Below are 26,252 nucleotides of genomic sequence, written 5' to 3'. Positions count from 1 at the left end.
GAGATGGCTGGGCCGCACATAGGAAAGGTGCCGGTCTTGCTGCCCACCTTTCACCCTCAAATCAGCACACAGGTCAGGAAGCCATCTTGCCCATCGGGCAGGAGCGGACGCGTGTGTATATCCGTGTGGGAGTTCAAGGACGATACGACCCGCGTTTGTTATGGGTGGTATGTTGCGAATGAATCGCATCTTTTGGTTACTGGTGCTGCTGCCGTCGTTGGCATGGGCCGGTGGGGTGGACAACGCCCGCGAAGCCTGGGTCATCAAGGCCAGGGTGGGGGAGCTTGAGGCTGCCATAGCGGGGCTGGATGCCCTTTATCGACAGACAGGTGATGACAAGGTGCTCGACGATCTGATCGCGGTGCGGCTTTGGCATGGCGATCGCAAGGGGGCGCTGGCTGCCTGCACACCTTGCGAGTTCAGTCCCATTTCGAACAAGACGCTGGAAGAGGTGGCTCGCGCCGCCCGGGACGAGAAGCGTTATCCGGAAGCAATCAGCTACTACCGCGTCCTGCAGGGGCGCGCTCCCGCCAACCCCAACGGCTGGCTCGGGCTGTTTCTCACCGCCAGCGATCAGGGCAACCAGAGGTTGGCCCGTCAGGCGGCCAGCGAGTACGAACAGCGTTTCGGCCGTGATCGCGCCATCCTTGATGCCCGTCTCTACGCCGCCCGCCAGGCGAAAGATGCCATGGGCGAACTGTTGGTGCATCAGCAGTGGCTTGAACTCGAGCCGGATAATGCCGAGCAGGTGCTGGCGCTCTATCGGGTGGCGGTCGGGCTGGGGGCCGGGCCTGCGGCCGGCGAATTGATGGCCCGTTATCCCTCGCTGTTCAAGCCGGTGGACAGGCTCTGGCTCGATTACTATCAGGCCGTCAATCTGCTGCGGATGTCGTCCAAGATCGAGGATCCCGCCCAGGTTCGTACCTCTCTGACCCAGGTCCTGGCGCTGCAAGACAAGATCCTGGCGCGCGCTCCCCGCGATCATGTGCTCTACCTCAGCACCCGGCGGGATCGGGTGGTGACCCTGGTTGCCCTCGGCGAGTTTGCCCAAGCAGAAAAGGCGTCCGCCACTTTGCAGGCAGAAGGGCCATTGCCGGATTATCTGCTCGAAGCGCGCGCCGATGCCCTGGCTGGGCTGGGGCGGGCGACGGAGGCATCTGCGCTCTATGACCGGCTGGCCACTCCCGAACGGGCCAGAGACAAGACATTGCTGGAGAAGCGTTTCTACGCCTATTCGGATGCGGAACGTTACGAGACCGCCCAGGCGCTGCTGGCCGGTTGGCAGGAACCGGCGACCCGCTGGGATTTTACCGGCAACCAGCGCATGGCCAACGACGACTACGAGAAGCTGCTGCAACTGCGAACCCTGCTGCAGGCCTGGCGTGGTCAGGCTGGGGAGGCGGAGGCGCAACTGGAATCCTGGCTGAAAACCGCACCGGCCAATCCCTGGCTCTGGCTGCAACTGGGGGATATCCGGCGCTGGCGCGGTCATCCTGACGGGGCCGAACAGGCCTACAGGGAGGCGATGCGCTGGTTGCCCGCCGGACGCACGGTGCAGGCCGAGCCGGGTCGCCTCAATGCTCGGCTCGATCGGGGGGAGTGGCAGCAGACGCCACAAGCGGTGCGAGCCCTTGGCAACCTGACCCGGGATCGTCAGGAGCTGCAACAACGGCTGGCTCTGGAGCAGGCTCCCATGCTCACGACCGAGCTGACCCACGGCCGCAACGAAGGAGGCTCGGTGCAGGCCAGCCGCGACTGGCGTTATGACAGCCGTCTCTATAGTGGCCGCAGTGATGGTGGTGATCGTCTGTTTGTTCGTCGTCAGGGCAGTTTTGGTGACTATGAGGGGCAAGGGGAGAGAGCCGCCTACAGCGGGATCGGGGCCGAACTCTCCTTCTATCCGCTGCTGCTGACCCTGGAAGGGGGCACGGGCAGTGAGCTTAACCACAAGGGCTACCTGTGGAGCCGTCTCGACTGGCGGCTGGACGATCAGTGGCAACTGGGTGCCGCCGTCAATTTCAACAGCGCCGACACCCCGCTGCGGGCCCTGGCGCGGGGCCACTACGCCGATCAATACCTGCTGGATCTTGGCTGGCGCCAGGACGAGACCCGTGAGGGCGGCCTGCGTCTCGAACGCATGGACATCGACGATGGCAACCGGCGGCTCACTGCCTCCGGCTGGCTGCGCCAGGATCTCTGGCGCCGGGATCGCTGGTGGTTTGACGGCACCCTGCGAGCTGCTACCTCCCGCAACGAGGAGGTGGACGCTGACTACTTCAACCCCTTGAGCGATCGCAATCTGGAGCTGGAACTGGCGGCGCGCTACCGCTTGCCGCTGGATGGTCGTCGCTCCCTGCTGCAAAGCCTCACCATGAGCGGCAATCACTACTGGCAGGAGCGCTATGGCAGCGATCAGGGCTGGCAGCTCAGCTATCGCCATGATTGGGTGCTCAGTCCTGCGCTGAGCCTTGGCTATGGTCTGGGCCGTCGTCAGGCCGTCTACGACGGCAACCGCGAGTATGGAAATTTTGTCTTCGCCAATCTGCAATGGAGTTTCATGTGATGAGACGCTGGCTTGCTCCTTTTTTTCTGTTGTTGACCCTGCTGCCCGGTCTCACCCAGGCGGCCCGCAAACCGGATGATTACGTGGTGCTCTGCTATCACGATATCGTCGATCTCAAGCTGACCCCCAACCTCAAGCTCTACCCCCAGACGATCCGGCGCGACACCCTGATCCGTCACTTCAACTGGATCAAGCAGCAGGGCTACCATCCGGTCAGCTTCCAGCAGGTGCTGGATGCCAGGGCGGGCAAGGCGCCGCTGCCGGACAAGGCGATCCTGCTCAGCTTCGACGATGGCTATGAGAGCTTCTACCGGCTGGTTTACCCCCTGCTCAAGCTTTACAACTATCCGGCCGTTTTTGCGCTGGTGGGCAGCTGGCTGGAGGTGGCGGATGACCAGATGGTCTCTTATGGCAATGACAAACTGCCCCGCAGCTATTTCGTCAACTGGCCGCAGATCCGCGAGATGCAGGCCTCCGGGCTGGTGGAGATCGCCTCCCACACCTTCGCTTCCCATTACGGGCTGCTGGCCAACCCGCAAGGCAACGTGCAACCGGCGGTGACCACTGCGGGCTGGAGCCAGGCCGGTTACGAGTCCATGGCCGATTACCGAGCGCGGGTGAAGGCCGACTTCGACGCATCGGCTCGCCAGTTGAAGCAGCAGACGGGGCAGGCGCCGCGCATCATGGTCTGGCCCTATGGCGCCTTCAACGAGACGACGCTGGATCTGGCCCGGGAGGCGGGCATGCCCTACACCTTCACCCTGGCCGAAGGACTCAACAAGGTGAACGACACGGGCAGCACCGTGCGTCGCTATCTGCTGGATGAGGACACCAGCCTCGAGACCCTGGACGAGATCATGGGAGGCAACACCTGGGAGCGGCAGGTGGAGCGGCTGGTACACGTGGATCTGGATTATGTCTATGACCCGGATCCCCGCCAGATGAACAAGAACATCGACATGTTGCTGGACAGGATCAAGGGCTACGGCATCACCACCGTCTATCTGCAGGCCTATGCCGATGACAACGGTGATGGGGTGGCGGAGGCGCTCTACTTCCCCAATCGCCATATGCCGGTCAAGGCGGATCTGTTCAACCGGGTGGCCTGGCAGCTCAAGACCCGGGCCGGGGTCAAGGTGTATGCCTGGATGCCGGTGATGGCCTACGACATGGGGCCGAACCATACCTATGTGGCCGACAGCCGCACCGGTAAACCCGCCCAGGGGCAGTATCTGCGCCTCTCTCCCTGGGATCCGGCCAGCCGTCGGATCCTGCTGGATATCTACGAGGATCTCGGTTTCTACACCAAGTTCGATGGCCTGCTGTTCCACGATGACGCCTTCCTCAGCGACTACGAAGGCCCCTTCCCCCTAGAGCGCACCCCAGAGGCACTGCAGGCACAGGGAGAGCGCAAGACCGACCTGCTGATCGATTTCACCATGGAGCTGCGTGATGCCGCCGCCCGTTACCGTCAGGGGGGCGCGGATGGCCTCAAGACTGCCCGCAACATCTACGCGACCCTGGTGACCGAGCCCGAGTCCCAGCAGTGGTTTGCCCAGAGCATGGCCGCGTTTGCCAAGGCCTACGACTATACCGCCGTGATGGCCATGCCCTACATGGAGCAGGCGAAAAATCCGGACGAGTGGCTGGCCAGACTGGCGGAGGATTCATTGGCCCAGGTGCCGGCCGAGCGCCTGGTATTCGAGCTGCAGAGTCGCAACTGGCGCACCGAACAGCCCATACCCGACGCCGAACTGGCGCGCTGGATGCAGATCATCCAAAGCAAGGGAGTGAACAACTTCGGTTACTACCCGGATGATTTTCACAACAACCAGCCGGATCCCGCCGTGCTAAGGCCCGTCTTTTCGGTACAGACACAGCCACAACCTGAATTGCAGGGGGGCGCACAAGGCGGCTCAATCCGCCAGGGGGCAGCGACCACGGAGGTGACACGGTGAGTGATCTGCTGACGGGCATCGCCATGTTCACCCTGGCCTATCCGAGCGTGATGGCGCTGGTGTGGATCTGTGGCGGTCTCTACTACTACTTCCAGTGGGAGCGGCGGGATATCGCCCTGGCCAGGGAGGGGCTCGAGTTGCCCCGTTATCCCAAGGTGACCCTGATGGTGCCCTGCTACAACGAGGGGGCCAATGTGGAGGAGACCATAGGTCACCTGCTGCGCCAGCGTTATCCCGACTTCGAGGTGCTGGCCATCAATGACGGCAGCAAGGATGACACCGGCGAACGGCTGGATCGGCTGGCCAGGCAAGATGATCGCCTCACTGTGCTGCATCAGCCCAACCAGGGCAAGGCCATGGCCCTCAACAACGGATTGGCGCTGGCCAAAGGGGAAATACTGATCGGCATCGATGGCGATGCGGTACTCGACCATGAAGCCGCTCGCTGGATGGTGAAGCATTTTCTCGACAGTCCCAAGGTCGGCGCCGTCACCGGCAACCCCAGGGTACGTACCCGCTCCACCATCATCGGCAAGATCCAGACCGGGGAGTTCAGCTCCATCATAGGCCTCATCAAGCGGGCCCAGCGCATCTATGGCACCGTCTTCACCGTCTCCGGCGTGGTGGTGGCGTTTCGCAAGTCGGCGGTGGAGGCAGTCGGCGGCTGGAGCACCGACATGGTGACCGAGGATATCGACATCAGCTGGAAGCTGCAGCTCGCGGGCTGGCTCATCCACTACCAGCCCCAGGCGCTGTGCTGGGTGCTGATGCCCGAAACGGTGCGGGGTCTCTACAAGCAGCGGTTGCGCTGGGCCCAGGGCGGAGCCGAGGTGTTTCTGCGTTATGGCCTGCAGGCGCTGCGTTGGCGCAATCGCCGTTTCTGGCTGCTGTTGCTGGAGTATCTCTCCAGCGTCGCCTGGTGTTACAGCATGCTGATGCTGGCGGTGAGCTGGCTGCTCAACCCCGAGCTGGAGGGGTTGGCAAGGGGACACCTGTTCCAGTGGACAGGTGTGATGATGACCGGCATCTGCCTGCTGCAGTTCTCCGTCAGCATCTTCATCGACAGCCACTACGACAAGAGCATGGCCCGCAGCTTCATCTGGTGTGTCTGGTATCCCCTGATCTACTGGCTGCTCAATCTGGTGACTGTGATCGTCGCCGTGCCCAAGGCCATTTTGCGCCGCCGTGGTCAGTTGGCGGTCTGGGAAAGTCCCGACAGAGGAGAGTCGTTCCGTGACAAAGCATAAGCTGGCGCAGGAGATGATCATCCGCAATGGCACCCGGCGTAGCTGGCGTTACCGTATGCGGGATATGTTGATCCTGCTGGTGACCTGGAGTGGCTGGCTGTTTCTGGTGCTGCAGCCTTGGTTCAGCTACCTGGAAACGGGGGCGGAGGGAAACTTCATCGGCTCGCTCGATATGGTGGAGGTGGGGCAGCTGTTTCTGGCGCTGCTGTTCGGCATCTTCCTGCTGATCCACTCCTGGGCCAAATACAACAAGTTGTTGTACCGCCTGATGCGAAAGCGGGCGGCACAGCAGGACAAGTAAGCGAGAGGGGCCATGGGCCCCTCCGCCATTTTTGATATTCATCTATGGCGGGTTCAAGGCCTTTTCACTGAATTATTGTTGTCGCCTTGCTGCTGACCTGTGTTGCCTGGCCGCAACCACTGCCGGTTAAAAACGTCCTTGGGGTATTGGCGAGATATCGCCTTGCAATGGGACGACGCTGTTTCCTCTTCATGCCCCATTTCGCTGCTTATTATCACTCGAATTAATCACTCAAGATAAAGTGCGGCATAGCCGAGAATTAGTGGTCTTTTATTATGTCTGTAAGGGCAAAAGATAGCTTGTTGATACATTTATCATTATTGTTGATTAATAATTGTGCTTTGGCACAATGAATTTCATAGCCACTCCCGATGTGAGTCGGGTTCGGAAAGCCACAGATCTCCGTTTGCGAGATAGCTGGGCCGCACAAGGAAAGGTGTCGGCGTCATGGCCACCCTGATTACCCTCGAAGTTACTACAGAGGTGAGTCAGTCACTCTGCTCACCAGGCAGTATCGGTCACATCTGTCTATCTGCTTGAACGCTCAAGAGCGATGCTGCCCTCGTTTGTCATGGGGGAGTGTGTCGAATGAATAGTTATTTCTGGTTGTTGGCCCTGTGCCCTCTGCTGGCCTGTGCCAATGAAGTGGATCGCCAGCGGGAGGCCTGGGTACTCCAGGCCCGGGCTGGGAATCTCGAGTCTGCAGCAAAGGGACTCGATGCCCTCTACCGCCAATCCGGTGATCGCAAGGTGCTCGATGATCTGATCGCCGTGCAGCTCTGGCGCGGGGATCGCAAGGGGGCGCTGGCTGCCTGTGCCCCCTGTGATTTCAAGCCCATCGCCAACAGCACTCTGGAAGGGGTGGCCCGCGCCGCCCGGGACGAGGGGCGCCATTTTGAAGCCATCAGCTACTACAGCATCCTGCAAAGGCGCGATCCCGCCAATCCCGACGGCTGGCTCGGGCTGCTTCTGACCGCCAGCGATCAGGGCAATCACGAGTTGGCTCGTCAGGTGGCCGATCAATATGAAGCCCGTTTTGGTCGCGATCGCGCCATTCTCGACGCCCGCATCTATGCGGCCCGCCAGCAGGACGACGCCATGGGAGAGTTGCTGGCCCGTCAGCAGTGGCTCGAGCTGGAGCCCGGCAATCCCGATCAGGTGCTGGCGCTCTATCGGGTGGCGGTCAGTCTGGGCGCCGGTCCGGCTGCGGTCGATCTGATGGAGCGTCATCCCGCCCTGTTCAAGCCGGTGGACAGGCTCTGGCTCGACTATTACCAGGCAACCAACCTGCTGCGACATTCAACCCAGGGAGGGGAGCCTGCCCAGATCCGCCGATCCCTCACGCAAGCCCTGCGACTACAGGAGGGGCTGGTTGTCCGCGCCCCCCCTGATCATGTGCTCCACATCAGCGCCCGGCGGGATCGGGTGGTGACCCTGGTTGCACTCGGCGAGTTTGAACGGGCAGAGCGGGAGTCCGCCATCCTGCAAGGTGAAGGGCCGCTTCCCGACTATGTGCAGGAGGCGCGCGCCGATGCCCTGGCCGGGCTGGGGAGAACGGCTGAGGCTTCGGCTCTCTATGAACGTCTTGCCACTCCCGCGCGGGAGAAAGACAGAGAGTTGCTGGAGAAGCGTTTCTACACCTACACGGATGCAGAGCACTACGATGCCGCCCAGGCGTTGCTGGACGGCTGGCAGGAGCCTCTGACCCGCTGGGATTTCACCGGTAACCAGCGCATGGCCAACGATGACTACGAGAAGTTGCTGCAACTGCAAACCCTACTGCAGGCCTGGCGGGGTCAGGCCGAAGAGGCGGAGGCGCGGCTGGCACGCTTGTTGGCTACGGCGCCGGCCAACCCCTGGCTCTGGTTGCAGATGGGGGATATCAGGCGCTGGCGCGGTCATCCTGACGGAGCCGAGCAGGCCTACAGGGAGGCTATACGCTGGTTGCCGCCGACGCAGCAGGTTCAGGCCGCGCCGGGACGCCTCCATGCCCGGCTCGACCGGGGGGAGTGGCAGCAGACGCCACAAGCGGTGCGAGCCCTTGGCAACCTGACCCGGGATCGCCGGGAGCTGCAACAACGGCTGGCTCTGGAGCAGGCCCCCATGCTCACGACCGAACTGACCCACGGTCGTAACGAAGGAGGCTCGGTACAGGCGAGCCGGGAGTGGTATTACGAGGCCAGGGTATACAGCGGGCGCAGCGATGCAGGTCATCGCTTGTTTGCACACCATCAGGGCAGTTTTGGCGACTATGAGGAGCAAGGGGAGAGAGCCGCCTACAGCGGGATCGGGGCCGAACTCTCCTTCTATCCGCTGCTGCTGACCCTGGAAGGGGGCACGGGCAGCGAGCTTAACCACAAAGGCTACCTGTGGAGCCGTCTCGACTGGCGGCTGGACGATCAGTGGCAACTGGGGGCCGCCGTCAATCTCAACAGCGCCGACACCCCGCTGCGGGCCCTGGCACGGGGCCACTATGCCGATCAATATCTGCTGGATCTTGGCTGGCGCCAGGACGAAACCCGTGAGGGCGGCCTGCGTCTCGAGCGCATGGACATCGATGATGGCAACCGGCGGCTCACTGCCTCCGGCTGGCTGCGCCAGGATCTCTGGCGCCGGGATCGCTGGTGGTTTGACGGCACCCTGCGGGCCGCCACCTCCCGCAACGAGGAGGTGGACGCGGACTACTTCAACCCCTTGAGCGATCGCAATCTGGAGCTGGAACTGGCGGTGCGCTACCGCTTGCCGCTGGATGGTCGTCGCTCCCTGCTGCAAAGCCTGACTATAAGCGGCAATCACTACTGGCAGGAGGGCTATGGCAGCGATCAGGGCTGGCAGCTCAGCTATCGCCATGACTGGGTGCTCAGTCCTGCGCTGAGCCTTGGCTATGGTCTGGGGCGGCGCATGGCCATTTACGACGGGCATCCCGAGTCGGGCAATTTCGTCTTCGCCCATCTGCAATGGAGCTTCATGTGATGAGACACAAGCTTGCTCACCTTATCCTTATCTTCTGCTGGCTGGTGTCGCCGTTTGCAGGTGCCGCTCGCCAACCCGACGACTACGTGGTGCTCTGCTATCACGATATCGTCGACCTCAAACTGACCCCCAACCTCAAGCTTTACCCCCAGACGATCCGGCGCGACACCCTGATCCGCCACTTCAACTGGATCCGGCTGCATGGCTATCAGCCGGTCAGCTTCCAGCAGGTGCTGGACGCCAGGGCGGGCAAGGCGCCGCTGCCGGACAAGGCGATCCTGCTCAGCTTCGATGATGGCTACGAGAGTTTCTACCGGCTGGTTTATCCCCTGCTCAAGCTCTACCGCTATCCGGCCGTGCTGGCGCTGGTGGGCAGCTGGCTGGAGGTGAACGAGGGAGAGATGGTCTCCTACGGCAACGACAAACTGCCCCGCAGCTATTTCGTCAACTGGCCGCAGATCCGCGAGATGCAGGCTTCCGGGCTGGTGGAGATCGCCTCCCACTCTTTTGCCTCGCACTACGGCTTGCTGGCCAACCCCCAGGGCAACGTACAACCGGCCCTGGCCACGACGGGCTGGAGCCAGGCAGGTTACGAGTCCATGGCCGCTTACCGGGCGCGGGTGAAGGCCGACTTCGACGCATCGGCTCGCCAGTTGAAGCAGCAGACGGGGCAGGCGCCGCGCATCATGGTCTGGCCCTATGGCGCCTTCAACGAAACGGCGCTGGCGCTGGCCCGGGAGGCGGGGATGCCCTTTGCTTTTACCCTGACGGAGGGGATCAACCGGCTGGATGAGTCGGGCAATACAGTGCGCCGCTATCTGCTGGATGAGGACACCAGCCTCGAGACCCTGGACGAGATCCTGGGAGGCAATACTTGGGAGTCACCGGTTGAGCGGCTGGTGCACGTGGATCTCGATTATGTCTATGACCCGGATCCCCGGCAGATGAGCAGCAACATCGATTTGCTGTTGGACAGGATCAAGGGCTACGGCATCACTACCGTCTATCTGCAGGCCTATGCCGATGACAACGGGGATGGGGTGGCGGAGGCGCTCTACTTCCCCAACCGCCATATGCCGGTCAGGGCTGATCTGTTCAACCGGGTGGCCTGGCAGCTCAAGACCCGGACCGGAGTCAGGGTGTATGCCTGGATGCCAGTGATGGCCTACGACATGGGGCCGAACCACGCCTATGTGACCGACAGTCGGACCGGGGCGCCGGCCAAGGGGCAATATCTGCGCCTTTCACCCTGGGATCCGGCCAGCCGCCGGATCCTGCTGGATATCTACGAGGATCTCGGTTTCTACACCAAGTTCGACGGCCTGCTGTTCCACGATGACGCCTTCCTCAGCGACTACGAAGGCCCCTTCCCCCTGGAGCGCACCCCAGAGGCACTGCAGGCACAGGGAGAGCGCAAGACCGACCTGCTGATCGATTTCACCATGGAGCTGCGTGATGCCGCCGCCCGTTACCGTCAGGGGGGCGCGGATGGCCTCAAGACCGCCCGCAACATCTACGCGACCCTGGTGACCGAGCCTGAGTCCCAGCAGTGGTTTGCCCAGAGCATGGCCGCGTTTGCCAAGGCCTACGACTACACCGCCGTGATGGCCATGCCCTACATGGAGCAGGCGAAAAATCCGGACGAGTGGCTGGCCAGACTGGCGGAGGATTCATTGGCCCGGGTGCCGGCCGAGCGCCTGGTATTTGAGCTGCAGAGCCGCAACTGGCGCACCGAGCAGCCCATACCCGACGCCGAACTGGCGCGCTGGATGCAAATCATCCAAAGCAAGGGGGTGAACAATTTCGGCTACTACCCGGATGATTTTCACAACAACCAGCCGGATCCGGCGGTGCTCAGACCGGTCTTTTCGGTGCAGACCCGACCCCGGCCAATGCTCTTGCCGCAGTTATCTGCCGCGGCGAAGGGGGGCGCTGATGCGTCCATAGAGAGCGCCGGCCAGCCTGCGGTATCAGGCAATCGACGGGAGGTGAAGGATGAATGAACTACTTCACGGCATCGCCATGTTCACCCTGGCCTATCCGAGCGTGATGGCCATGGTGTGGATCTGCGGCGGCCTCTACTACTACGTCCAGTGGGAGCGGCGGGACATAGCGCAGGCCAAAGCTGGTCTGGTGCTGCCCCGTTATCCCAAGGTGACCCTGATGGTGCCCTGTTACAACGAGGGGGACAACGTGGAGGAGACCATCAGTCACCTGCTTCGTCAGCGTTATCCCGATTTTGAGGTGCTGGCCATCAATGACGGCAGCAAGGATGACACCGGCGAGCGGCTGGATCGGCTGGCGGCGCAGGACCGCAGGATCACAGTGCTGCACCAGCCCAACCAGGGCAAGGCCATGGCCCTCAACAACGGATTGGCGCTGGCCAAGGGGGAGATCCTGGTGGGGATCGATGGCGATGCGGTGCTCGACTATGACGCCGTGGCCTGGATGGTGAAAAACTTTATCGAGAGTCCCCGGGTGGGCGCCGTGACGGGCAATCCCAGGGTACGCACCCGCTCCACCATCATTGGCAAGATCCAGACCGGGGAATTCAGCGCCATCATAGGCCTCATCAAGCGGGCCCAGCGCATCTACGGTCGGGTTTTTACCGTTTCCGGCGTGGTGTCAGCGTTTCGCAAATCAGCGGTGGAGGAGGTGGGTGGCTGGAGCACCGACATGGTGACCGAGGATATCGACATCAGCTGGCGGTTGCAGCTGGCGGGCTGGCGCATCCACTACCAGCCCCAGGCGCTGTGCTGGGTGCTGATGCCCGAAACCCTGGGCGGGCTCTACAAACAGCGGCTACGCTGGGCCCAGGGCGGGGTCGAGGTCTTCCTGCGCTATGGTCTGCAGGCACTGCACTGGCGCAATCATCGCTTCTGGGTGCTGCTGCTGGACTATCTGTTCAGTGTCTTCTGGTGCTACAGCATGCTGTTTCTGTCGCTCATCTGGGTTATTGAACCGGATCTGAGCGGCCTGACCAACGGGCACCTGTTCGAGTGGACCGGCGTGGTGATGACGGTCATGTGCCTGCTGCAATTCTCCGTCAGCATCTTCATCGACAGCCACTACGACAAGACCATGATCCGCAGCTTTCTATGGTGTGTCTGGTATCCCCTGATCTACTGGCTGCTCAATCTGGTGACAGTGGTCGTCGCCGTCCCCAAGGCCATCCTGCGCCGCCGTGGTCGACTGGCGGTCTGGGAAAGCCCCGACAGAGGAGAGTCATTCCGTGACAGAACCTAAGCTTGCCAAGAAGATGATCATCGAAAATGGTTCGCGGCGCAGCTGGCAGTATCGGCTGCGTGACCTGCTGATCCTGCTGGTGACCTGGGGAGGATGGCTGTTTCTGGTGTTGCAGCCCTGGTTCAACTATCTGGAGACGGGGGGAAGGGGAGACTTCATCGGTTCGCTCGATATGGTGGAAGCAGGGCAGCTGTTTCTGGCTCTGTTGATAGGTATCTTCCTGCTGATCCACTCCTGGGCCAGGTACAACAAGTATTTGTATAGGCTGGTAAGAAAGCGCAAGGCGCGCAAGAAGAAGTGACAGAGGGGCCATGGGCCCCTCCGCCGTTTCTGGTGGCCGCACAGAGCCATCCATAAAAGTTGCCGGTGCCGGGATCTCCCGTGGGTGTGACCAGAGAAAATGCCAGTCTGTCGCCCGACGCATTCACTTTGATAAACCTGAGGGCCATCAGAGGCTGATAGCGTCTTTGCCTGATCTGCCGACGCAGATTGTCGCGAGCGAGGCGCTGATGGATGTTCCCGGCACCCGATTGCAACCCGCTTACTCTCCTGTCCTGGTCAGTGCCGCGAGGGGATCTCCTTCCTTTAAAAAGCTCCTCTTGGCCCCTGTTTCTTTGTCATCTCGCTCAGTGTTGTGGCGACACTCCATCTAGGCAGGGTTTCAAAAGACTATTGCCATCCCTTGTGGTTCATGTTTAGTATTCCAGCTCTAAATTTTTTAAGTCATTGTTTTATAAGGTTGTTTTTGACATGGATATCAGTGTAAACCGAAAGAGATGGGTTGGCGTGCTGGTTGTGTGTGCTCTGTTGGCGGGGTTGGCCTGGTGGGTCAGGGGACCGCAATCCAAAGAGACAAACGACGCTGTTGCCATCGGTGTGGAGGCAGAAACCGCCATGGAGCCTCTGGTATTGGCCGAACCCGTGGCTTCGGCTGCCTTGCCGGTACCGGAGATCAAACCCATGCCGGTGGCAGAGAAGCCCGGTCGGCTCGGCGCGCAGGGGGGCTATGAACTGGATGAGCCCTGGCAGGCCGCCGAGGTAGATGCCGACTTCCCGTTGGCGGAGCCGGGCGAGGGGGTTGAGCTGCTTCAACCCATCGCCCTGCAGGGTGACGAGCTGGGACGGGCCCAGATCGGTGACAGCGTGACTCTGCCGCTGCCCGATGGCAGCACCCTGAAAGCCAGGGTAACCAAGGTGCAGTTGCAACGGGGCGGTGAGCGCAACTGGCAGGGCGAAGTGCAGATCGACGGTGGCGGCTATCCGGTCAATTTCACCGTCGGCAAGCAGGCCACCTTCGGGTTTATCGGCACGCCGCAAGGCAGTTATTCCGTCGAGACCCTGGGGGGCAAAGGGTGGGTTTACAAGAACCCGCCACTGGATCGGGGTCATGGTGACAATGACGGCCTGATCCCGACACATCAATAACAACAGAAAAAGGAAAATCACATGCAAAGAACCACATTGGGAATCGTGGTCGCAGGCTTGTTGGGTGCTACACCGGCAGTGGCCAATACCATCGATCTGATGGTGCTGCACACCCCCGGGCTGGCCGCCCGCTATCAGGGGGATGCCCAGACCCGGATCCAGCACATGGTGAACGTCACCAACCAGATCTACGCCGCCAGCGGCCTGGATCTGACTGTGCGCGCCGTGCATAGCGTCGAAGTGGACTATCCGGATGGTGGCACCGACAACGCGGCGCTCAATGCCGTGACCAAACAGACCCACAAGGCGTTCAAGGAGGTGCCGACCCTGCGCACCCGCTATGGCGCCGACATGGTGGCGCTGTTGCGTCCCAACACCGGCAATCACGGCAGTTGCGGTCTGGCCTGGGTCGGCGGTTCGGCGACCTATGCCGACGGTCGCAAGGCCTACGCCGACGGGGATCTCTCCAAGGAAGCGGGCAAGATGTTCAGCCATGTCACCGCCACCGGTTGCGGGGATGTGGTGCTGGCTCACGAGCTGGGCCACAACATGGGGCTCAACCACTCCCGTCTGCAGGATGGCACGGGCGGCACCTATCACTATGCGCTGGGCCACGGGGTAAAAGGATCGTTCGTCACCGTGATGGCCTATCCCTCCAGCTTCGGGGTCTTCAGCCACGAGTACAAGTTCTCCAGCCCCGACCTGGTCTGCAAGGGCCAGCCCTGTGGCGTGGATCACCTCGATGCGGCCAACGGTGCCGACGCGGTGCGAGCCCTGAAGGTCACTACGCCGCAGATCGCCGCCTTCTATCCCACCATGGTGACGGAGGAGGTGCCGGATCTGGGCGAGCTGGAGCGCACCCTCGAGCAGCGTCGCCAGGAACTGGAGACGGCACGGACTCACTACAGTGAGCAGTTGGCGGCCCAGACCGCCCTGAAGGAGCGGCAGGAAACGCTGCTGGCCAACTTCGAGCGTTACCAGCGCGAGCAGGCGGCTCTCAACCAGCGCAGCAACAAGGCGATCAAGGAGAGCAACCGGCTGGTGCAGCAGTACAACAGCTACAACGGCCGTTACAGCCTCGCCGAGTACCAGAAGATCCGCGCCATCCAGAACGACCTGCTGGCGCAGATCAACCAGCTGCGCAGCGAGAGCAACGAGCTGATCCGCCAGTACAACGGGATCAGCCAGCGCTATAACGACGAGGTGAAGGAGTACAACGGCAGTTGGGATCGTTACAACCAGCTGATTGCGGCGGTGAAGAGTGCCGATGGCAAGGTGGAGGAAGCCCGCCGCGAGGTGGAGCTGGCCGAGCACAGATACCAGTTGGCGCTGCTGCGCCAGCCGGCCGAGGTGCTGCCAGCCTGACAAGGCCTACCCGGGCTTGCCGGCCCGGGCATGGTGATTGACACCGGGAGACCGAACCGCCCCGTGGGCAGTTCGATCTCTGGGGGAAGGGGCCTGCGGGCCCCTTCGTTGTCTGCGCTTGTCACACATTGCCACAAACTTTCCCCCTGCTGGCAAAGTCTTGTGACCTGATAGGTCTGTAATGAAACCATGGACAGGGAGACGAGGCCCTGTGGTATGCAAACCAAGGAGCATGTGATGACGGGCAAACAGATGCTGTGGGGATGGCCACTGCTGGCGGTGGCCATCTGGTGGCTTGGTTATGGGGGGGATGCCGGCAATTTCTGGCCTTGGCGCCATGAGATGTTGCTGCTGACCGGCCTGCTGGGGATGGGATACATGGCGATCTCGCTGGTGCTGGCGCTGCGCCTGTCGCAGCTGGAAGCCTGGTGTGGCGGGCTGGATCGGATGCTGCGACTGCATCGTCACAGCGCCATTGCGGCGGCCCTGACCCTGACCGGCCACTGGTTGCTGGTGGAGGCCCCCAAGTGGGCAGTCTCGGTCGGCTGGTTGACGCGCCCAGCCCGCCGTGGCGCGGGTGGTGGCAACGGTGGGGGGGCCTCCCTCCATGCGCTGGGCAATGACCTGGGAGAGTGGGGTTTTTATCTGCTGATCGCCCTGGTGGTGGTGAGCCTGCTGGCGCTGGTGAGCTACGGGCGCTTTCGCCTGATCCATCGGCTGGCGCCCCTCATCTATCTGGCGGGCTGGATCCACGGGCTCTGTCTGCTGCCCAACATTGGCTGGTTGAGCCCGCTCGGCATCGCCATCTGGCTGCCCGGCGGGGTGGCGGCCCTGGGGGCGTTTTACTCCCTGCTGGGACGGGTGGGGGCCAGCGATCGACATGCCGGCCGCTTGGTGGCCGTGCGGGAGCTGGCGGATCAGACCAGCGAGCTGACCATGGCCCTTGAGACGCCACTCGCCCACTATCGCCCCGGCCAGTTCGCCTTCTTCGAATTCGATGCCAAAGAGGGGCCGCATCCCTTCACCCTGGTGCGGGTCTCGCCGGATCGGCGCGAACTGGTGATCGCGGTGCGGGCGCTCGGGGATCATACCCGCGAGCTGGTGGCGGCGGCCCGGGTCGGGGATCCGGTACGGGTGACCGGCCCTTACGGCGCCTTCGTCGCCCCTCTTGGCCGCGGCCGGTCACTCTGGTTGGGAGCCGGGATCGGCATCACCCCCTTCGTCGCCTGGCTGGAGGCGATGGCGGCCCGCGGTGAGCGCGGCGAGGGGATCACCCTGATCCAGTGTGCACCCGACAAGGCCGGCGCCGTCTATCGGGCGCGGCTCGCCGAGCTGTGCCAGCGCACCGGGGTGTGTTATCAGCTGCATCTGGACAAGGAGGCGGGACGGCTGGATCTGGCGCGGGTTGCCGAAGGGGCGCCCGGCCAGGTCTGGTTCTGCGGCCCCGAGGGGATGGCAGACGCCCTGACCCGGCTGCTGCCGGACGGGCGTCTGCACCGCGAGCTATTTCGCTTTCGCTGACAACTGCTCGAGGGCAGCCTGTACCGCGGCCTCCAGCTGGGGGTCGCGCCCCGCCAGCATGTCGGTCGGGGTGAGGGGAACCTGGCGATCCGGGATCAGCTCCTGATTTTCGTAGAAACTGCCGTCGGGTTTGCGCAGCCCCAGGCTCGGGATGCCGTAACCGAGCCCCGGGATCAGGCGGGATTCATGGGCATAGACGGTGGTGCCGGTGCCGGGAACCGGCTCACCTATGATGGGGCCAATCTTGAGGGCGCGGTAATACTCGGGAAAGGCGGAACCTTCCGAGTAGCTGCCGGCATTGGCCAGCACCACCGAGGGTTTGGTCCACTGGCGGGTGGCGGCATCCGTCGCCCCCTTGCCAAGGCGTGGCCAGTTGACCGCCATCCCCTTGGCGCGGCCGTTGCCGGTGAGAAACTCCACCAGGGTATTGGCAAGATAACCCCCCTTGTTGAAACGCACGTCGACGATCAGGGCCTCGCTGCCGCGTAGCCGCCCGAGCGCCTGTGCCACCAGCTCCTCGTAGACGGCGTTGCTCATCTCCGGCAGATAGACGTAGCCGACGCGCCCCTTGCTCAGGGTCGCCACCCGATCGCGCCGCTTGGCGACCCAGGCATCGAGTTGCAGGGCATACTCCTGCTGCAGATCGATGGCGGTCACCTCCACCTCGTCAGGCTCCTTCTGGCCCGCCTGCTGGAAGGTGAGGGCAAGCCGGGTCCCGGCCTGATGGTTGAGCGCCTGATCGAGGGCGGCCAGATCCGGGATGGGGGTGTCGTTGATGGCGAGCAGGTGCGCGCCGGCCCGGATATCGCTCTCCTGATCCAGCGGGCCGCCGGCCAGCAGGCTGGTCAGCATCACCCCCTGTTTGCTCTCCTGCCAGTAGCCCCCCAGGCTGGCGGTGTCATCCGCCAGACGCGGGAAGGGGGCCGGGCCATAGCCCCAGGTGTGGGAGACGTTCAGCTCGCCGGCCAGCTCGGCCAGCAGATTGCCGAAGTCGCGGCCATTGCTGATGCCGGGCAGCAGGGCACGGTAGCTGGCGACATAGCCGTCCCAGTCCACCCCGTTCATGTCGTCGCGATAGAACTCCTCCCGGGTGAGCCGGGTGATCTGGTCGAAGGCGGCATTCATGCGGGCCTGCCAGCCGCTGTCAGATGGCAGGGCAAAGGGGGCGCTGATGGCTTCGCCAGATTCGAGCGCTACCTGGGTGACCTCTCCCTCCCGTACCAGGGTGGCGAGGGTGGCCTCCTTGTTGAGGCTGGCCAGGGTGGGACCGGGCTGTTCGGCAAACAGCTGGCGAGTCTCTCCCTTGCGCAGATCCAGGGTGTAGCCCTTGATCTCGCTCTGTTCGCCGGTACCCGGCTCTTCCACCAGATAGGTCAGCTGATCATTGACCAGACGGCTGGCGAGCAAAGTGCCGGCGGGCAGCAGTTGCAGCGCCTCCCGATGGGCCAGGCGATCGGTCTCGAAGCCATAGCCCTCCTTGGGCGGTGCCTGTTCGGCCAGGAAGTCGGCCTTGGCGGCGCGACTGCTGTAGATGCCGAGCAGGTTGTTGCCAAGAGGCTCGCCATCGGCCCCCAGGGCGCCGTACTTGGTCGATTGCCAGTAGAGGATGCCGCCATCCTCGCTCCAGGCGGGGGCACTCTCCTGATAGCCGCTCAGGCTCACATTGACCGGCTTGGCCTTGGCGTTGCCGGTGTCGATGACGGCGATCTCCTGCTGGGCCGAGTCCGGGCGCAGGGTGAGCGCCAGATGGCGGGAGTCGGGGGCGAAGGCGAGATCCACCTCGTGGCGGGCGGGGTTGAAGCTGGCGGGCACCAGTTCGCGCTGCTTGTTGCTCGCCAGATCCAGCAGGTGGATGGCCTGGCCGTCCACCACGAAGGCGAGCTGCTTGCCATCGGGAGAGAGTACGGGCCGGCTGATCCCCTTGCCGGGAATGGCCAGCAGCAGGCTCTCTTGCAGGCTGCCCGGATCGCTGAAGAGGCGTTCCGGATCCGCCTTGCGCAGACGATAGAGGGCGGCGGGCCCCTGCTGTTCGGAGAGATAGATAAGCGAGCGCTCCTTCTCGGCGTAGAGGGGGCTCGACTGTTCGCCGGGATCCCGGGTCAGCCGGCGTACCCGCTCCCGCTCCGGATCGACGGCAAACAGGTTGCCTTCGCTCACCAGGATCAGCTCCTTGCCCTCCTCGTTGACCAGCGCCTCGTCGGCATGGGTCAGGGACTGGCTCTGTTCATCCGGCGCCGTCGCCACCTGAGGCGCGATGGCCAGCTTGCGCGGCTGGGTGCTGCCGGCGTCGAGCCGGTAGAGCTCTCCCAACCAGGACCAGACCAGATCGCCACTGCGGGAGGCGCTGAGCCCCCGCACCGGATGGCCCTGGTAGTGGGTGAGCTGCTGCTCCTTGCCGCTGACGAGATCCCGTTGCCAGACGTTGAAGTCCCCGCTGCGCTCGCTGAGATAGAAAAGGGCGTTCCCGTCGTCGCGCCAGACAGGATCGCTGGCGGCGATCCTGTCTTCGGTTAGCTGCCGGTGTTGCTTGCCGTCAAACAGCCAGAGGCGGGAGACGGCGAAGGATTGCTGGTGCTTGCGAAAGGGCTGATCCATGGTCGGCATCTGGTAGGCCAGTCGCTCCCCGTTGGGGCGGGCCAGGGTGGCCGGCAGCGGCAGATCGGCCTGCAGCTTGCCGCCAGTCACCTGCGTCCAGTAGAGGGCGCTGCCCTGCATCCCTTCGGCCACGAAGTGGTCGGCCTTGGGATCCCAGGGGCGCTGGCTGCTCAGCAGCAGGCGCTTGCCATCCGGGCTGAAAGCCTGGGGCAGATCGGCGCGCGAGTCACGGGTGAGGCGCACCATCTCCCCGCCGCTGGCAGGCACCACAAAGACGTCTTCGTTGCCGTAGAGGTTGGCGGCAAAGGCGATCAGCTTGCCATCCGGCGACCAGATCGGTCGCTGGCTCAGGTAGTCACTGCCGGTCAGCGCAGTGGCAGGCCCCCCGTCGGCGCTGCCGACGAAGATGCGCCCCTGCCAGGTGAAGGCGAGTTGTTTGCCATCGGGGGAGAGGGCGGGCTCGCGTAGCCAGAGTGCCTCGGCGGCGAAGCTGGCGGGCAGCCAGAACAGCAGGGGAGAGAGCAGCAGGGGGATGAAACGGCACGAAGAGCGCATGGCAGGTTCCTGTCGAAGAGTCGAATCCTTATCTTCGCCGATCACCGGCATGGGGGCTAGCTGGAATTGCACTCGTATCTTGTTGTTTTAATTGTTAATTAATAAAAAATAAACAGGCAGCTCAAGGAAAGGCACAGCGGGGACGCAAGATATGTTTATCTGACATATTGAGTATTGATGGCGATCCAATATCATGGCGCTCGCTTGCCAGTTGGCTGGCGAGATTCAGATGATGAGATCAAACGCAAAAGCCCGCACCAGAGGCTTGCCGAGGGATGGAATGAGAGCCGTATTGCTGTGTCTGTTGGGGCTTTGGCCCGCATTGAGTTTTGCCACCCTGTCTGCCGACATGGTGGTGGTGAAGAAATCCACCTATAGCCTGACCCTGATGAAGGATGGCAAGGAGGTGAAACGCTACTGGATTGCCCTGGGGCCGGCTCCCATGGGACACAAGCAGCGGGAAGGGGATCAGCGCACACCGGAAGGGCGCTACACCCTGGACTACAAGAAGACCAACTCCGGCTTCTACAAGGCCATTCATATCAACTACCCGAACCTGCAGGACATCCAGCGTGCCAATGAGCTGGGGGTCAATCCTGGTGGCATGATCATGATCCACGGTCAGCGCAACAACGTGGGCAACGTTAGAGTACAGCCCTCCAACTGGACCAACGGCTGCATCGCCATGCTGAACCACGATCTGGATGAGATCTGGGATGCCATCGAACCCGGTACCCCCATCGTCATCGAGCCCTGATTCGGGTAGAGACAGATAAAAATACAAAAACGGCAGACTCTGGGCCTGCCGTTTTTTATTGCCATTTTTTATTGAAAAACAGCCTTACTTCAACCGGTTGCCGTTGTTGAGCTGGGTCTTGATCAGCGCTTGCAGCACGGCCATCAGGGCCGCCCCCGTCATGCCGAACATCAGCACGCCATTGGCCGCCTCCAGCGGTCCCAGCATCTTCCACTGTTGCTGCATCACTATGTCGCCATAGCCGAGTGAGGTGAAGTTGACCCCTGAGTGGTAGACGGCCTCATAGATCTGCTCGAACTGGCCGAGGCCGAGAAACAGCAGGCCCCAGATCATGATCTGGATGAAATTCCCCAGCATCAGCAGGACCATCACCACCAGCAGGGGGCCGACGCCACGGCCCAGCCAGCCCGGGGTGGGGTTGTTGTGGACCTGGTTGATATAAAAACGCACCGCCCGAAAGGTCAGGCTGGCTTGCAGGACAAGGCAGATCAGCATGGTAGGCAATCCCACCAGCAGGTTCATCAGCATCATGGGTGGCCCTCATGGTTGGTTGGATCAAACGGGATGGCGGTCCCGGGTATCGGGCCCGCCAGTAGTGACATCATCGTCATGGGTGACGCCCCCCGGGGATCATCGCGATCCCGTTTCTGCGCCCCGCCCGCCAGCGCTCCAGCACCCAGATGGCGCCCCAGGCGTAACAGGAGACCAGGATGAACAGGGCGAGCCGGAACAGGGAGGCCTGCATCACGTCCTTGCCGTTGGCGCTGTCCTGGATCGCCGGCCCCAGCAGGATGATCACCGTCATCAGGGCGTTGCTCCAGAAGGAGGCGGGCAGACGGCTCGGCACTATCCTGAACAATCGACGGCCGAGCCAGAGGCAGATCAGCATGACCCATAGCATCAGCATCCAGAGGCTGGGCAGCAGGGCCAGGCCGAACCAGGCGAGAGCCGCGATCAGGGCGCCCATCAGGGTCGAGCCCACTAGCTCCTTGCCGGCGTTGCGCGCCTGGGTGGTGCAGGCCTGCTGGCTCAGCGCCACCGTCTTCATGATGGCGGCCAGATAGTGGGCCGGATCCTGCAGCGCCATCACCAGCACGGGCAGCACTATGATGACGGCGCGCAGCGCCACCCAGCCAGCATTGTCCGGACTGAGGTGTTCGGGTTTGGGGAGGGGGGCCCCCTCATCCGGAAACAGGTTGTGGGAGACCGAGCTGATGAAGGCGCCCAGTATGATGCCGATCGCCAGCGCCTGGATCACCACGAAGGCGAGGGCCTGGCTTGCCGTGCCTGCCACCGGGATCAGGGTGAGGGTGGCTACGAGCAGCAACAGCAGCGGGTTGCCGTTTTTCAGCCCCAGATAGAAGAGGCCGAACAGCAGCAGGGCGATCAGCAGCATGGCGCTGGTGCCATAGTGCTGGAGCAGGGGCACCATCAGCACGCCGGTGCCCATCAGCACCATGAGTGCGCCCCCTATCATCAACCCCTTCATGGTGGAGAGTGGCGGGCCCGGCTTGCACAGCAGCATGATCACCACCAGGCTGCTGAGGTGGGGCAGGGGCAGCGCCAGGCCATAGGTGATGAGGATGCACAGCCCCATGCCCAGGGTCAGCCTGAGGATTGCCTTGTCGGCCCTGTGCATCAGCCTCTTCCTCGCTGGTTCATGACGGGCACGCTCAATAGAGATAGGAGAGCAGGCTCATCAGCCTGATGAAGAGGGCTCCCAGGCCGTTCATCAGCCAGTTGTCGCCACTGTAGACCAGTACTTCGGCCTGGCCGCCGACCCGGATCCCCTGCAACCGTGACAGCTCTTCCTTGTCGAACTCGATGGCCACCGGGAAGCGCTGGGCCTGGCGCAGCCAGTCGCGGTTGTTCTGCACTGTGGGCAGGCTGCCCGCCGCCGTCTGGTTGCCGGCACTGACCCCGTTGCCCAGGCTGCGGATCCGCCCCTTGAATACCTGACCCGGCATCACATCCAGCACGATGGCGACCTCGTCGCCCGGCGCCAGATTGCCCAGGTTGTTCTCCGTCATGTCAGCGCTGATCCAGACGTCGTGGATGGCGATCAGCGTCATGGCGGGAGCCCCCGCCGAGACAAACTGGCCGACGTCGGTGCGCAGATCCGTCACCAGCCCGCGAGAGGGGGCGAGTACTTTGGTGTGGGCGAGATCCAGCTCGGCCTTTTCGATGGCGGAGCGGGCACTCATCAGCTGGGAGTTATTGTCACCGCTGTTGCCGGCGGCCTCCTTGGCCTGGATCAGGCTGGCCTCGGCCGCCTTGACCTGGCTCTGGGCCTGAACCCTTGTGGCGCGGGCCACTTCGAGGCGGCGCACCGAGATGGCGCCCGGATCCTCGGCATAGAGCCGCTCCTGGCGATTGGCATCCTGCTCGGCCTTGAGGCGGTTGGCCTTGGCGGCCTGGAGCGAGGCTTCGGCGGCAGTGACACCGGCCGAGGCGGCGTTGACCGAACGCAGCACCGAGTCGTAATCGGATCTGGCCCGTTGCAGCGCAATCTGGTACTGGCTCGGATCAATCTCGAACAGGGGCTGGCCCTGGGCCACGTCGTCATTGTTCTTCACCAGCACCTGCTGCACCTGGCCGGAGACCTGGGCGGCGATGGGGACCACGAAGGCTTGCACTCTGGCCTGTGAGCTGTAGGGAGTCAGGCGATCGGCGGCAAAATACCAGAGCAGGCTCAGGCCGATGAGGGCGAGCAGCAGCTGGGTCGCGACGCGGCTCCCCTTGCCCGCAGGGGCTGGGGGAGCAGACGGAGTGGGTTGGGAAGGCTGGGGATCTTGGCTCATGGTCTTCTCGTCATCACATTAGGGGGCACGGGCGGCGGGCAGGGGATCGGTCAGCATGGGGCCCCAGTCGCTGCGCGATTGCATCTCCTGGCGGCTCTGCTCGTCGAGCAGGGGACGAGTGCGTCCCTGCTGCCAACCGCCTCCCATCGCCTTGTAGAGGGAGATCAGGCTGAGCATCACGTTGCCGCGGCTGCTGACCAGTCGCTCCTGCTGACTGAACAGGGCGCGCTGGGAATCGAGCACCCGCTGGAAGTCGGCCATGCCCTCGCGGTAGCGAATATTGGCTATCTCGAGGGAGCGGCGGGCGGCCTGCTCCGTCTGCTCCAGCAGTACTATCTGCTCTTCGTTTTTGGCAAAGCCGATGGCGGCGTCGTCGATCTCGCGGGCTGCGGTCAGCAGGGTGTTCTGGTAGCTCTCCTTGAGCTGCTGGAAGCGCGCATCCTGCACCAGCACGGCATTGCTGAGCAGGCCATGGTCAAACACGTTCCATTTGAAGCTTGGTCCTATTCCCCAATCCAGGATGCTGCTGCTGCCGGAGAGTGAGGTGGCCGAGAGGCCGAGGGATCCCAGCAAGGTCAGGGAGGGGTAGAGCTCGGCTTCGCTGACGCCGATCAGGGCCGACTGGGCCGCCATCAGTCGCTCGGCACTGCGCACATCGGGGCGACGGCGGATCAGATCTGCCGGCAGCTCGCTGGCCAGCTGCAGGCTGGCGTGCGGGATTTTGCCAGTGTTGTCGCTCATCTCGGGCAGGGGGCCGGGGGCGCGAGCCAGCAGGGTGCTCAGGGCATTCTGGCTCTGCCGCAGACTGGCTTCCAGCGCCGGGATCCCGGAGAGGGTGCTCAGGTACTGGGTCTTGGCCTGCTGCACGTCCAGCTCGTCGCTGTTGCCGCTGCGAAACTGCTTCTGGGTGATCTCCAGACTGCGCTGTTGCAGGCGGGCGTTCTCCCGGGAGATCTGCAGCCGCGCCTCCAGGGTGCGGATGTTGACGTAGAGAGTGGCGACCTGGGCGGCCATCAGGACCTGGATGTCGTCGTACTGGGCCAGGGTCGCAAAGTAGCTGGCATCGGCCGCTTCAATGCTGCGCTGGAATTTGCCCCAGAAATCGATCTCCCAGCCGAGGTTGGCCCCAAGGCTATAGCTCACGAAATCGGTGTTGGGGCCATCCCGCACCTGGCCGACCGGCATGGCGCTGCCGCTGACCTGCTGTAGCTGGGGATAGCGGCTGGCATCGGCGATGCCGAGCTGGGCCCTGGCCTCCAGGATGCGCAGGCCGGTGGCGCGTACGCTGTGGTTCTTGCTGAGCGCTTCCTGCACCAGGGCGTCGAGCACGGGATCCTGGAACTGGGTCCACCACTGGTCGTTAGTGTCGGTAAACGAGTTTCCCTTGACCTGGCCGAGGGAGCCCCCCTGCCAGGTGTCGGCGGCGCCTCCCCTGGGTTTGACATAGTCCGGCCCCAGGGTGGTACAGGCGCTCAGCAGCAGGCTGCCGAACAGGGCGACCCCGAGGGGGGCCCTGTGATGAAGGTGACGACTTGGCTTAGGGGGCATCTTGCGGCTCTGCGGCTGGGTTGTCGCCGCCCTGGGGGGCGAGATGGTGTCCGGCCACCCAGGACATGAAGACCTGATAGCCGATGGCGAGCAGGGTGGCACCGACAAACATGCCGAGGATGCCGCTCGATACCATGCCGCCCAGGGCGCCCAGCAAAATGATCGGCATGGGGGCGTCGACACCGCGTCCCAGCAGGATGGGCTTGAGCACGTTGTCAGCCAGGCCGGAAGCCACCAGCATTACGGTGTAGATGATGGCCGGCACGGTGGCGTAGTCGCCGCTGCTCCAGATGTAGATGACGGCGGGGATGAAGATCACCGCGGCCGGGATCTGGGCGATACCGAGGATCAGGGCAACCAGGGCGATGAGGCCGGGTGCCGGGATGCCGGCGATGGCGACCGAGAGACCCAGCAGGATGGCCTGGATGAAGGCGACCCCGATCACCCCCATGGCCACGGCGCGGATGGTCGCGGTACAGAGGGTGGCGAATTCGTCACCCCGGGCATCGCCCATGACGCGGGTGGAGATGGCCTTGGCGCTCTGATGGCCCGGCATGCCGTAAGCCATGATGATGCCGGCGATGGCGAAGGAGAGGATGAACTGCAGTATGCCGGTCCCCATGCTGGCCACCATGCCGAGCGCCGTCTTGGCGATGTTGCCAATCTTGGGCTGCATGCTCTGGATAAAGGCGGGCAGATCGGTCGCCGCCATGTGCCAGGCGGCATAGAGCTTGTCACCTATGACAGGCCAGCCCGCCACCGACTCCTTGGGCAGGGGAAGTTGCAGGGTGTTGTTCCTCATGTCGTGGATGAGGCCTGTGATGGTGTCGGCCAGCGAGCTGGTCAATATCGCCGTGGGCACCACGATCAGGGCTATGCCTCCCAGCACCAGCAGGGTCGCCGCCCGGCCCTGGCGATTGCCCAGTCGTGCCGCCAAACGCTGGTGAGCGGGATAGAGGGTCACGGCCAGGATCAGGGCCCACAGCATCAGGGTCAGGAAGGGAGAGAAGATCCCGTAGCAGATGATAACCAGGGCCAGGATCAGTCCCGCCTTGATAAGTACATCCAGCAACTTGTTAAACAAGCGGCGTTCCAGTTCCGGGTTGGTATCGTATTGCATAGCGGGCTCTCACGGTGAAAGTGAAGTCGGATTTATCTCATAGGGTGTTATTTTCAGCGGGGCATTTTTGAATTCACTAGCTGTCCCCAAGCTTAACCAGCTAACTATTTATAAAAACAAGGCAATTAAATGACATTGTGTATCAATGCATTACATGGCTGCTTTGGTGTGTCTCACATTTTGATGAATATCAAATATCCCCCTTTTATATACGCTAGTCATTATTTGAATATAGAGCCTGATGATTAATTAGAAAGTTTAATAAGTGGTGTTATTT

At 62.8% G+C, this 26,252-nt stretch carries 18 protein-coding genes and 1 riboswitch; of the genes, 12 read left to right on the top strand and 6 right to left on the bottom strand.

Annotation, left to right across the window (positions count from 1 at the left end):
• The first annotated feature begins 178 nt into the window (after positions 1-178).
• From pgaA (ACB028_RS14505) to ACB028_RS14455, 11 genes are all read left to right on the top strand, one after another.
• Positions 179-2,563 (top strand): poly-beta-1,6 N-acetyl-D-glucosamine export porin PgaA, encoded by a 2,385-nt coding sequence (gene pgaA / locus ACB028_RS14505; RefSeq protein ID WP_371144579.1) that lies wholly within the window; start codon positions 179-181, stop codon positions 2,561-2,563.
• Complete coding sequence (pgaB, locus tag ACB028_RS14500; RefSeq protein WP_254203534.1) at positions 2,563-4,521, top strand: poly-beta-1,6-N-acetyl-D-glucosamine N-deacetylase PgaB; 1,959 nt, start codon at positions 2,563-2,565, stop codon at positions 4,519-4,521. The genes pgaA (ACB028_RS14505) and pgaB (ACB028_RS14500) overlap by 1 nt, the downstream gene beginning before the upstream one ends.
• The gene (pgaC, locus tag ACB028_RS14495) at positions 4,518-5,768 is read left to right on the top strand and encodes a poly-beta-1,6-N-acetyl-D-glucosamine synthase (protein WP_371144578.1); all 1,251 of its coding nucleotides are present in this window, start codon (positions 4,518-4,520) and stop codon (positions 5,766-5,768) included. Before pgaB (ACB028_RS14500) ends, pgaC (ACB028_RS14495) begins: the two co-directional genes overlap by 4 nt.
• Complete coding sequence (locus tag ACB028_RS14490; RefSeq protein WP_042070494.1) at positions 5,755-6,069, top strand: hypothetical protein; 315 nt, start codon at positions 5,755-5,757, stop codon at positions 6,067-6,069. The genes pgaC (ACB028_RS14495) and ACB028_RS14490 overlap by 14 nt, the downstream gene beginning before the upstream one ends.
• A gap of 351 nt (positions 6,070-6,420) precedes the next feature.
• Positions 6,421-6,499: riboswitch (cyclic di-GMP riboswitch) on the top strand.
• A 158-nt stretch (positions 6,500-6,657) separates the two neighbouring features.
• The gene (gene pgaA, locus ACB028_RS14485; RefSeq protein WP_371144577.1) at positions 6,658-9,042 is read left to right on the top strand and encodes a poly-beta-1,6 N-acetyl-D-glucosamine export porin PgaA; all 2,385 of its coding nucleotides are present in this window, start codon (positions 6,658-6,660) and stop codon (positions 9,040-9,042) included.
• Positions 9,042-11,045: a poly-beta-1,6-N-acetyl-D-glucosamine N-deacetylase PgaB gene (gene pgaB, locus ACB028_RS14480; RefSeq protein ID WP_371144576.1), complete on the top strand. Its 2,004-nt coding sequence runs from the start codon at positions 9,042-9,044 to the stop codon at positions 11,043-11,045. The genes pgaA (ACB028_RS14485) and pgaB (ACB028_RS14480) overlap by 1 nt, the downstream gene beginning before the upstream one ends.
• Positions 11,038-12,288 carry a poly-beta-1,6-N-acetyl-D-glucosamine synthase gene (gene pgaC, locus ACB028_RS14475; protein WP_371144575.1) on the top strand — a complete coding sequence of 417 codons (1,251 nt, stop codon included), beginning with the start codon at positions 11,038-11,040 and terminating at the stop codon, positions 12,286-12,288. Before pgaB (ACB028_RS14480) ends, pgaC (ACB028_RS14475) begins: the two co-directional genes overlap by 8 nt.
• Positions 12,275-12,589, top strand: a complete 315-nt coding sequence (locus ACB028_RS14470) for a hypothetical protein (protein ID WP_042070490.1) — start codon at positions 12,275-12,277, stop codon at positions 12,587-12,589. Before pgaC (ACB028_RS14475) ends, ACB028_RS14470 begins: the two co-directional genes overlap by 14 nt.
• A 449-nt stretch (positions 12,590-13,038) precedes the next feature.
• Positions 13,039-13,713 carry a hypothetical protein gene (locus ACB028_RS14465; RefSeq protein ID WP_371144574.1) on the top strand — a complete coding sequence of 225 codons (675 nt, stop codon included), beginning with the start codon at positions 13,039-13,041 and terminating at the stop codon, positions 13,711-13,713.
• Between the two features lie 21 nt (positions 13,714-13,734).
• Positions 13,735-15,078, top strand: a complete 1,344-nt coding sequence (locus tag ACB028_RS14460) for a M12 family metallo-peptidase (protein ID WP_371144573.1) — start codon at positions 13,735-13,737, stop codon at positions 15,076-15,078.
• Positions 15,079-15,315: 237 nt separating this feature from the next.
• Entirely contained in the window at positions 15,316-16,599 is a 1,284-nt protein-coding gene (locus ACB028_RS14455; protein WP_371144572.1) for a ferric reductase-like transmembrane domain-containing protein, read from the top strand.
• Here the strand turns inward: ACB028_RS14455 and ACB028_RS14450 are convergent.
• A complete protein-coding gene (locus ACB028_RS14450; protein ID WP_371144571.1) occupies positions 16,582-19,749 on the bottom strand; it encodes a S41 family peptidase in 3,168 nt (1,055 codons plus the stop codon). The genes ACB028_RS14455 and ACB028_RS14450 overlap by 18 nt on opposite strands.
• A 280-nt stretch (positions 19,750-20,029) precedes the next feature.
• Here ACB028_RS14450 and ACB028_RS14445 point away from each other — a divergent pair, with 280 nt between their 5' ends.
• Entirely contained in the window at positions 20,030-20,506 is a 477-nt protein-coding gene (locus ACB028_RS14445) for a murein L,D-transpeptidase family protein (protein WP_026457107.1), read from the top strand.
• Between the two features lie 84 nt (positions 20,507-20,590).
• Here ACB028_RS14445 and ACB028_RS14440 read toward each other — a convergent pair whose 3' ends face one another.
• From ACB028_RS14440 to ACB028_RS14420, 5 genes are all read right to left on the bottom strand, one after another.
• Positions 20,591-21,037: an ion channel gene (locus tag ACB028_RS14440; protein WP_224210955.1), complete on the bottom strand. Its 447-nt coding sequence runs from the start codon at positions 21,035-21,037 to the stop codon at positions 20,591-20,593.
• A 76-nt stretch (positions 21,038-21,113) separates the two neighbouring features.
• Positions 21,114-22,145 carry a DUF2955 domain-containing protein gene (locus ACB028_RS14435; protein ID WP_201980922.1) on the bottom strand — a complete coding sequence of 344 codons (1,032 nt, stop codon included), beginning with the start codon at positions 22,143-22,145 and terminating at the stop codon, positions 21,114-21,116.
• A gap of 34 nt (positions 22,146-22,179) precedes the next feature.
• On the bottom strand, positions 22,180-23,307 hold the full coding sequence (locus ACB028_RS14430) for an HlyD family secretion protein (protein WP_371144570.1): 1,128 nt from the start codon (positions 23,305-23,307) through the stop codon (positions 22,180-22,182).
• Between the two features lie 18 nt (positions 23,308-23,325).
• On the bottom strand, positions 23,326-24,855 hold the full coding sequence (locus ACB028_RS14425; RefSeq protein WP_371144569.1) for an efflux transporter outer membrane subunit: 1,530 nt from the start codon (positions 24,853-24,855) through the stop codon (positions 23,326-23,328).
• The gene (locus ACB028_RS14420) at positions 24,845-25,975 is read right to left on the bottom strand and encodes an AI-2E family transporter (RefSeq protein WP_371144568.1); all 1,131 of its coding nucleotides are present in this window, start codon (positions 25,973-25,975) and stop codon (positions 24,845-24,847) included. The genes ACB028_RS14425 and ACB028_RS14420 overlap by 11 nt, the downstream gene beginning before the upstream one ends.
• Positions 25,976-26,252: the final 277 nt, after the last annotated feature.

Origin of the sequence: Aeromonas sp. S9(2024) (assembly GCF_041403185.1) — a bacterium.
Lineage (GTDB): Bacteria > Pseudomonadota > Gammaproteobacteria > Enterobacterales > Aeromonadaceae > Aeromonas > Aeromonas enteropelogenes.
The sequence above is the reverse complement of the archived record's forward strand: the minus strand, read 5'-3'. Positions and strand labels throughout refer to the sequence as shown.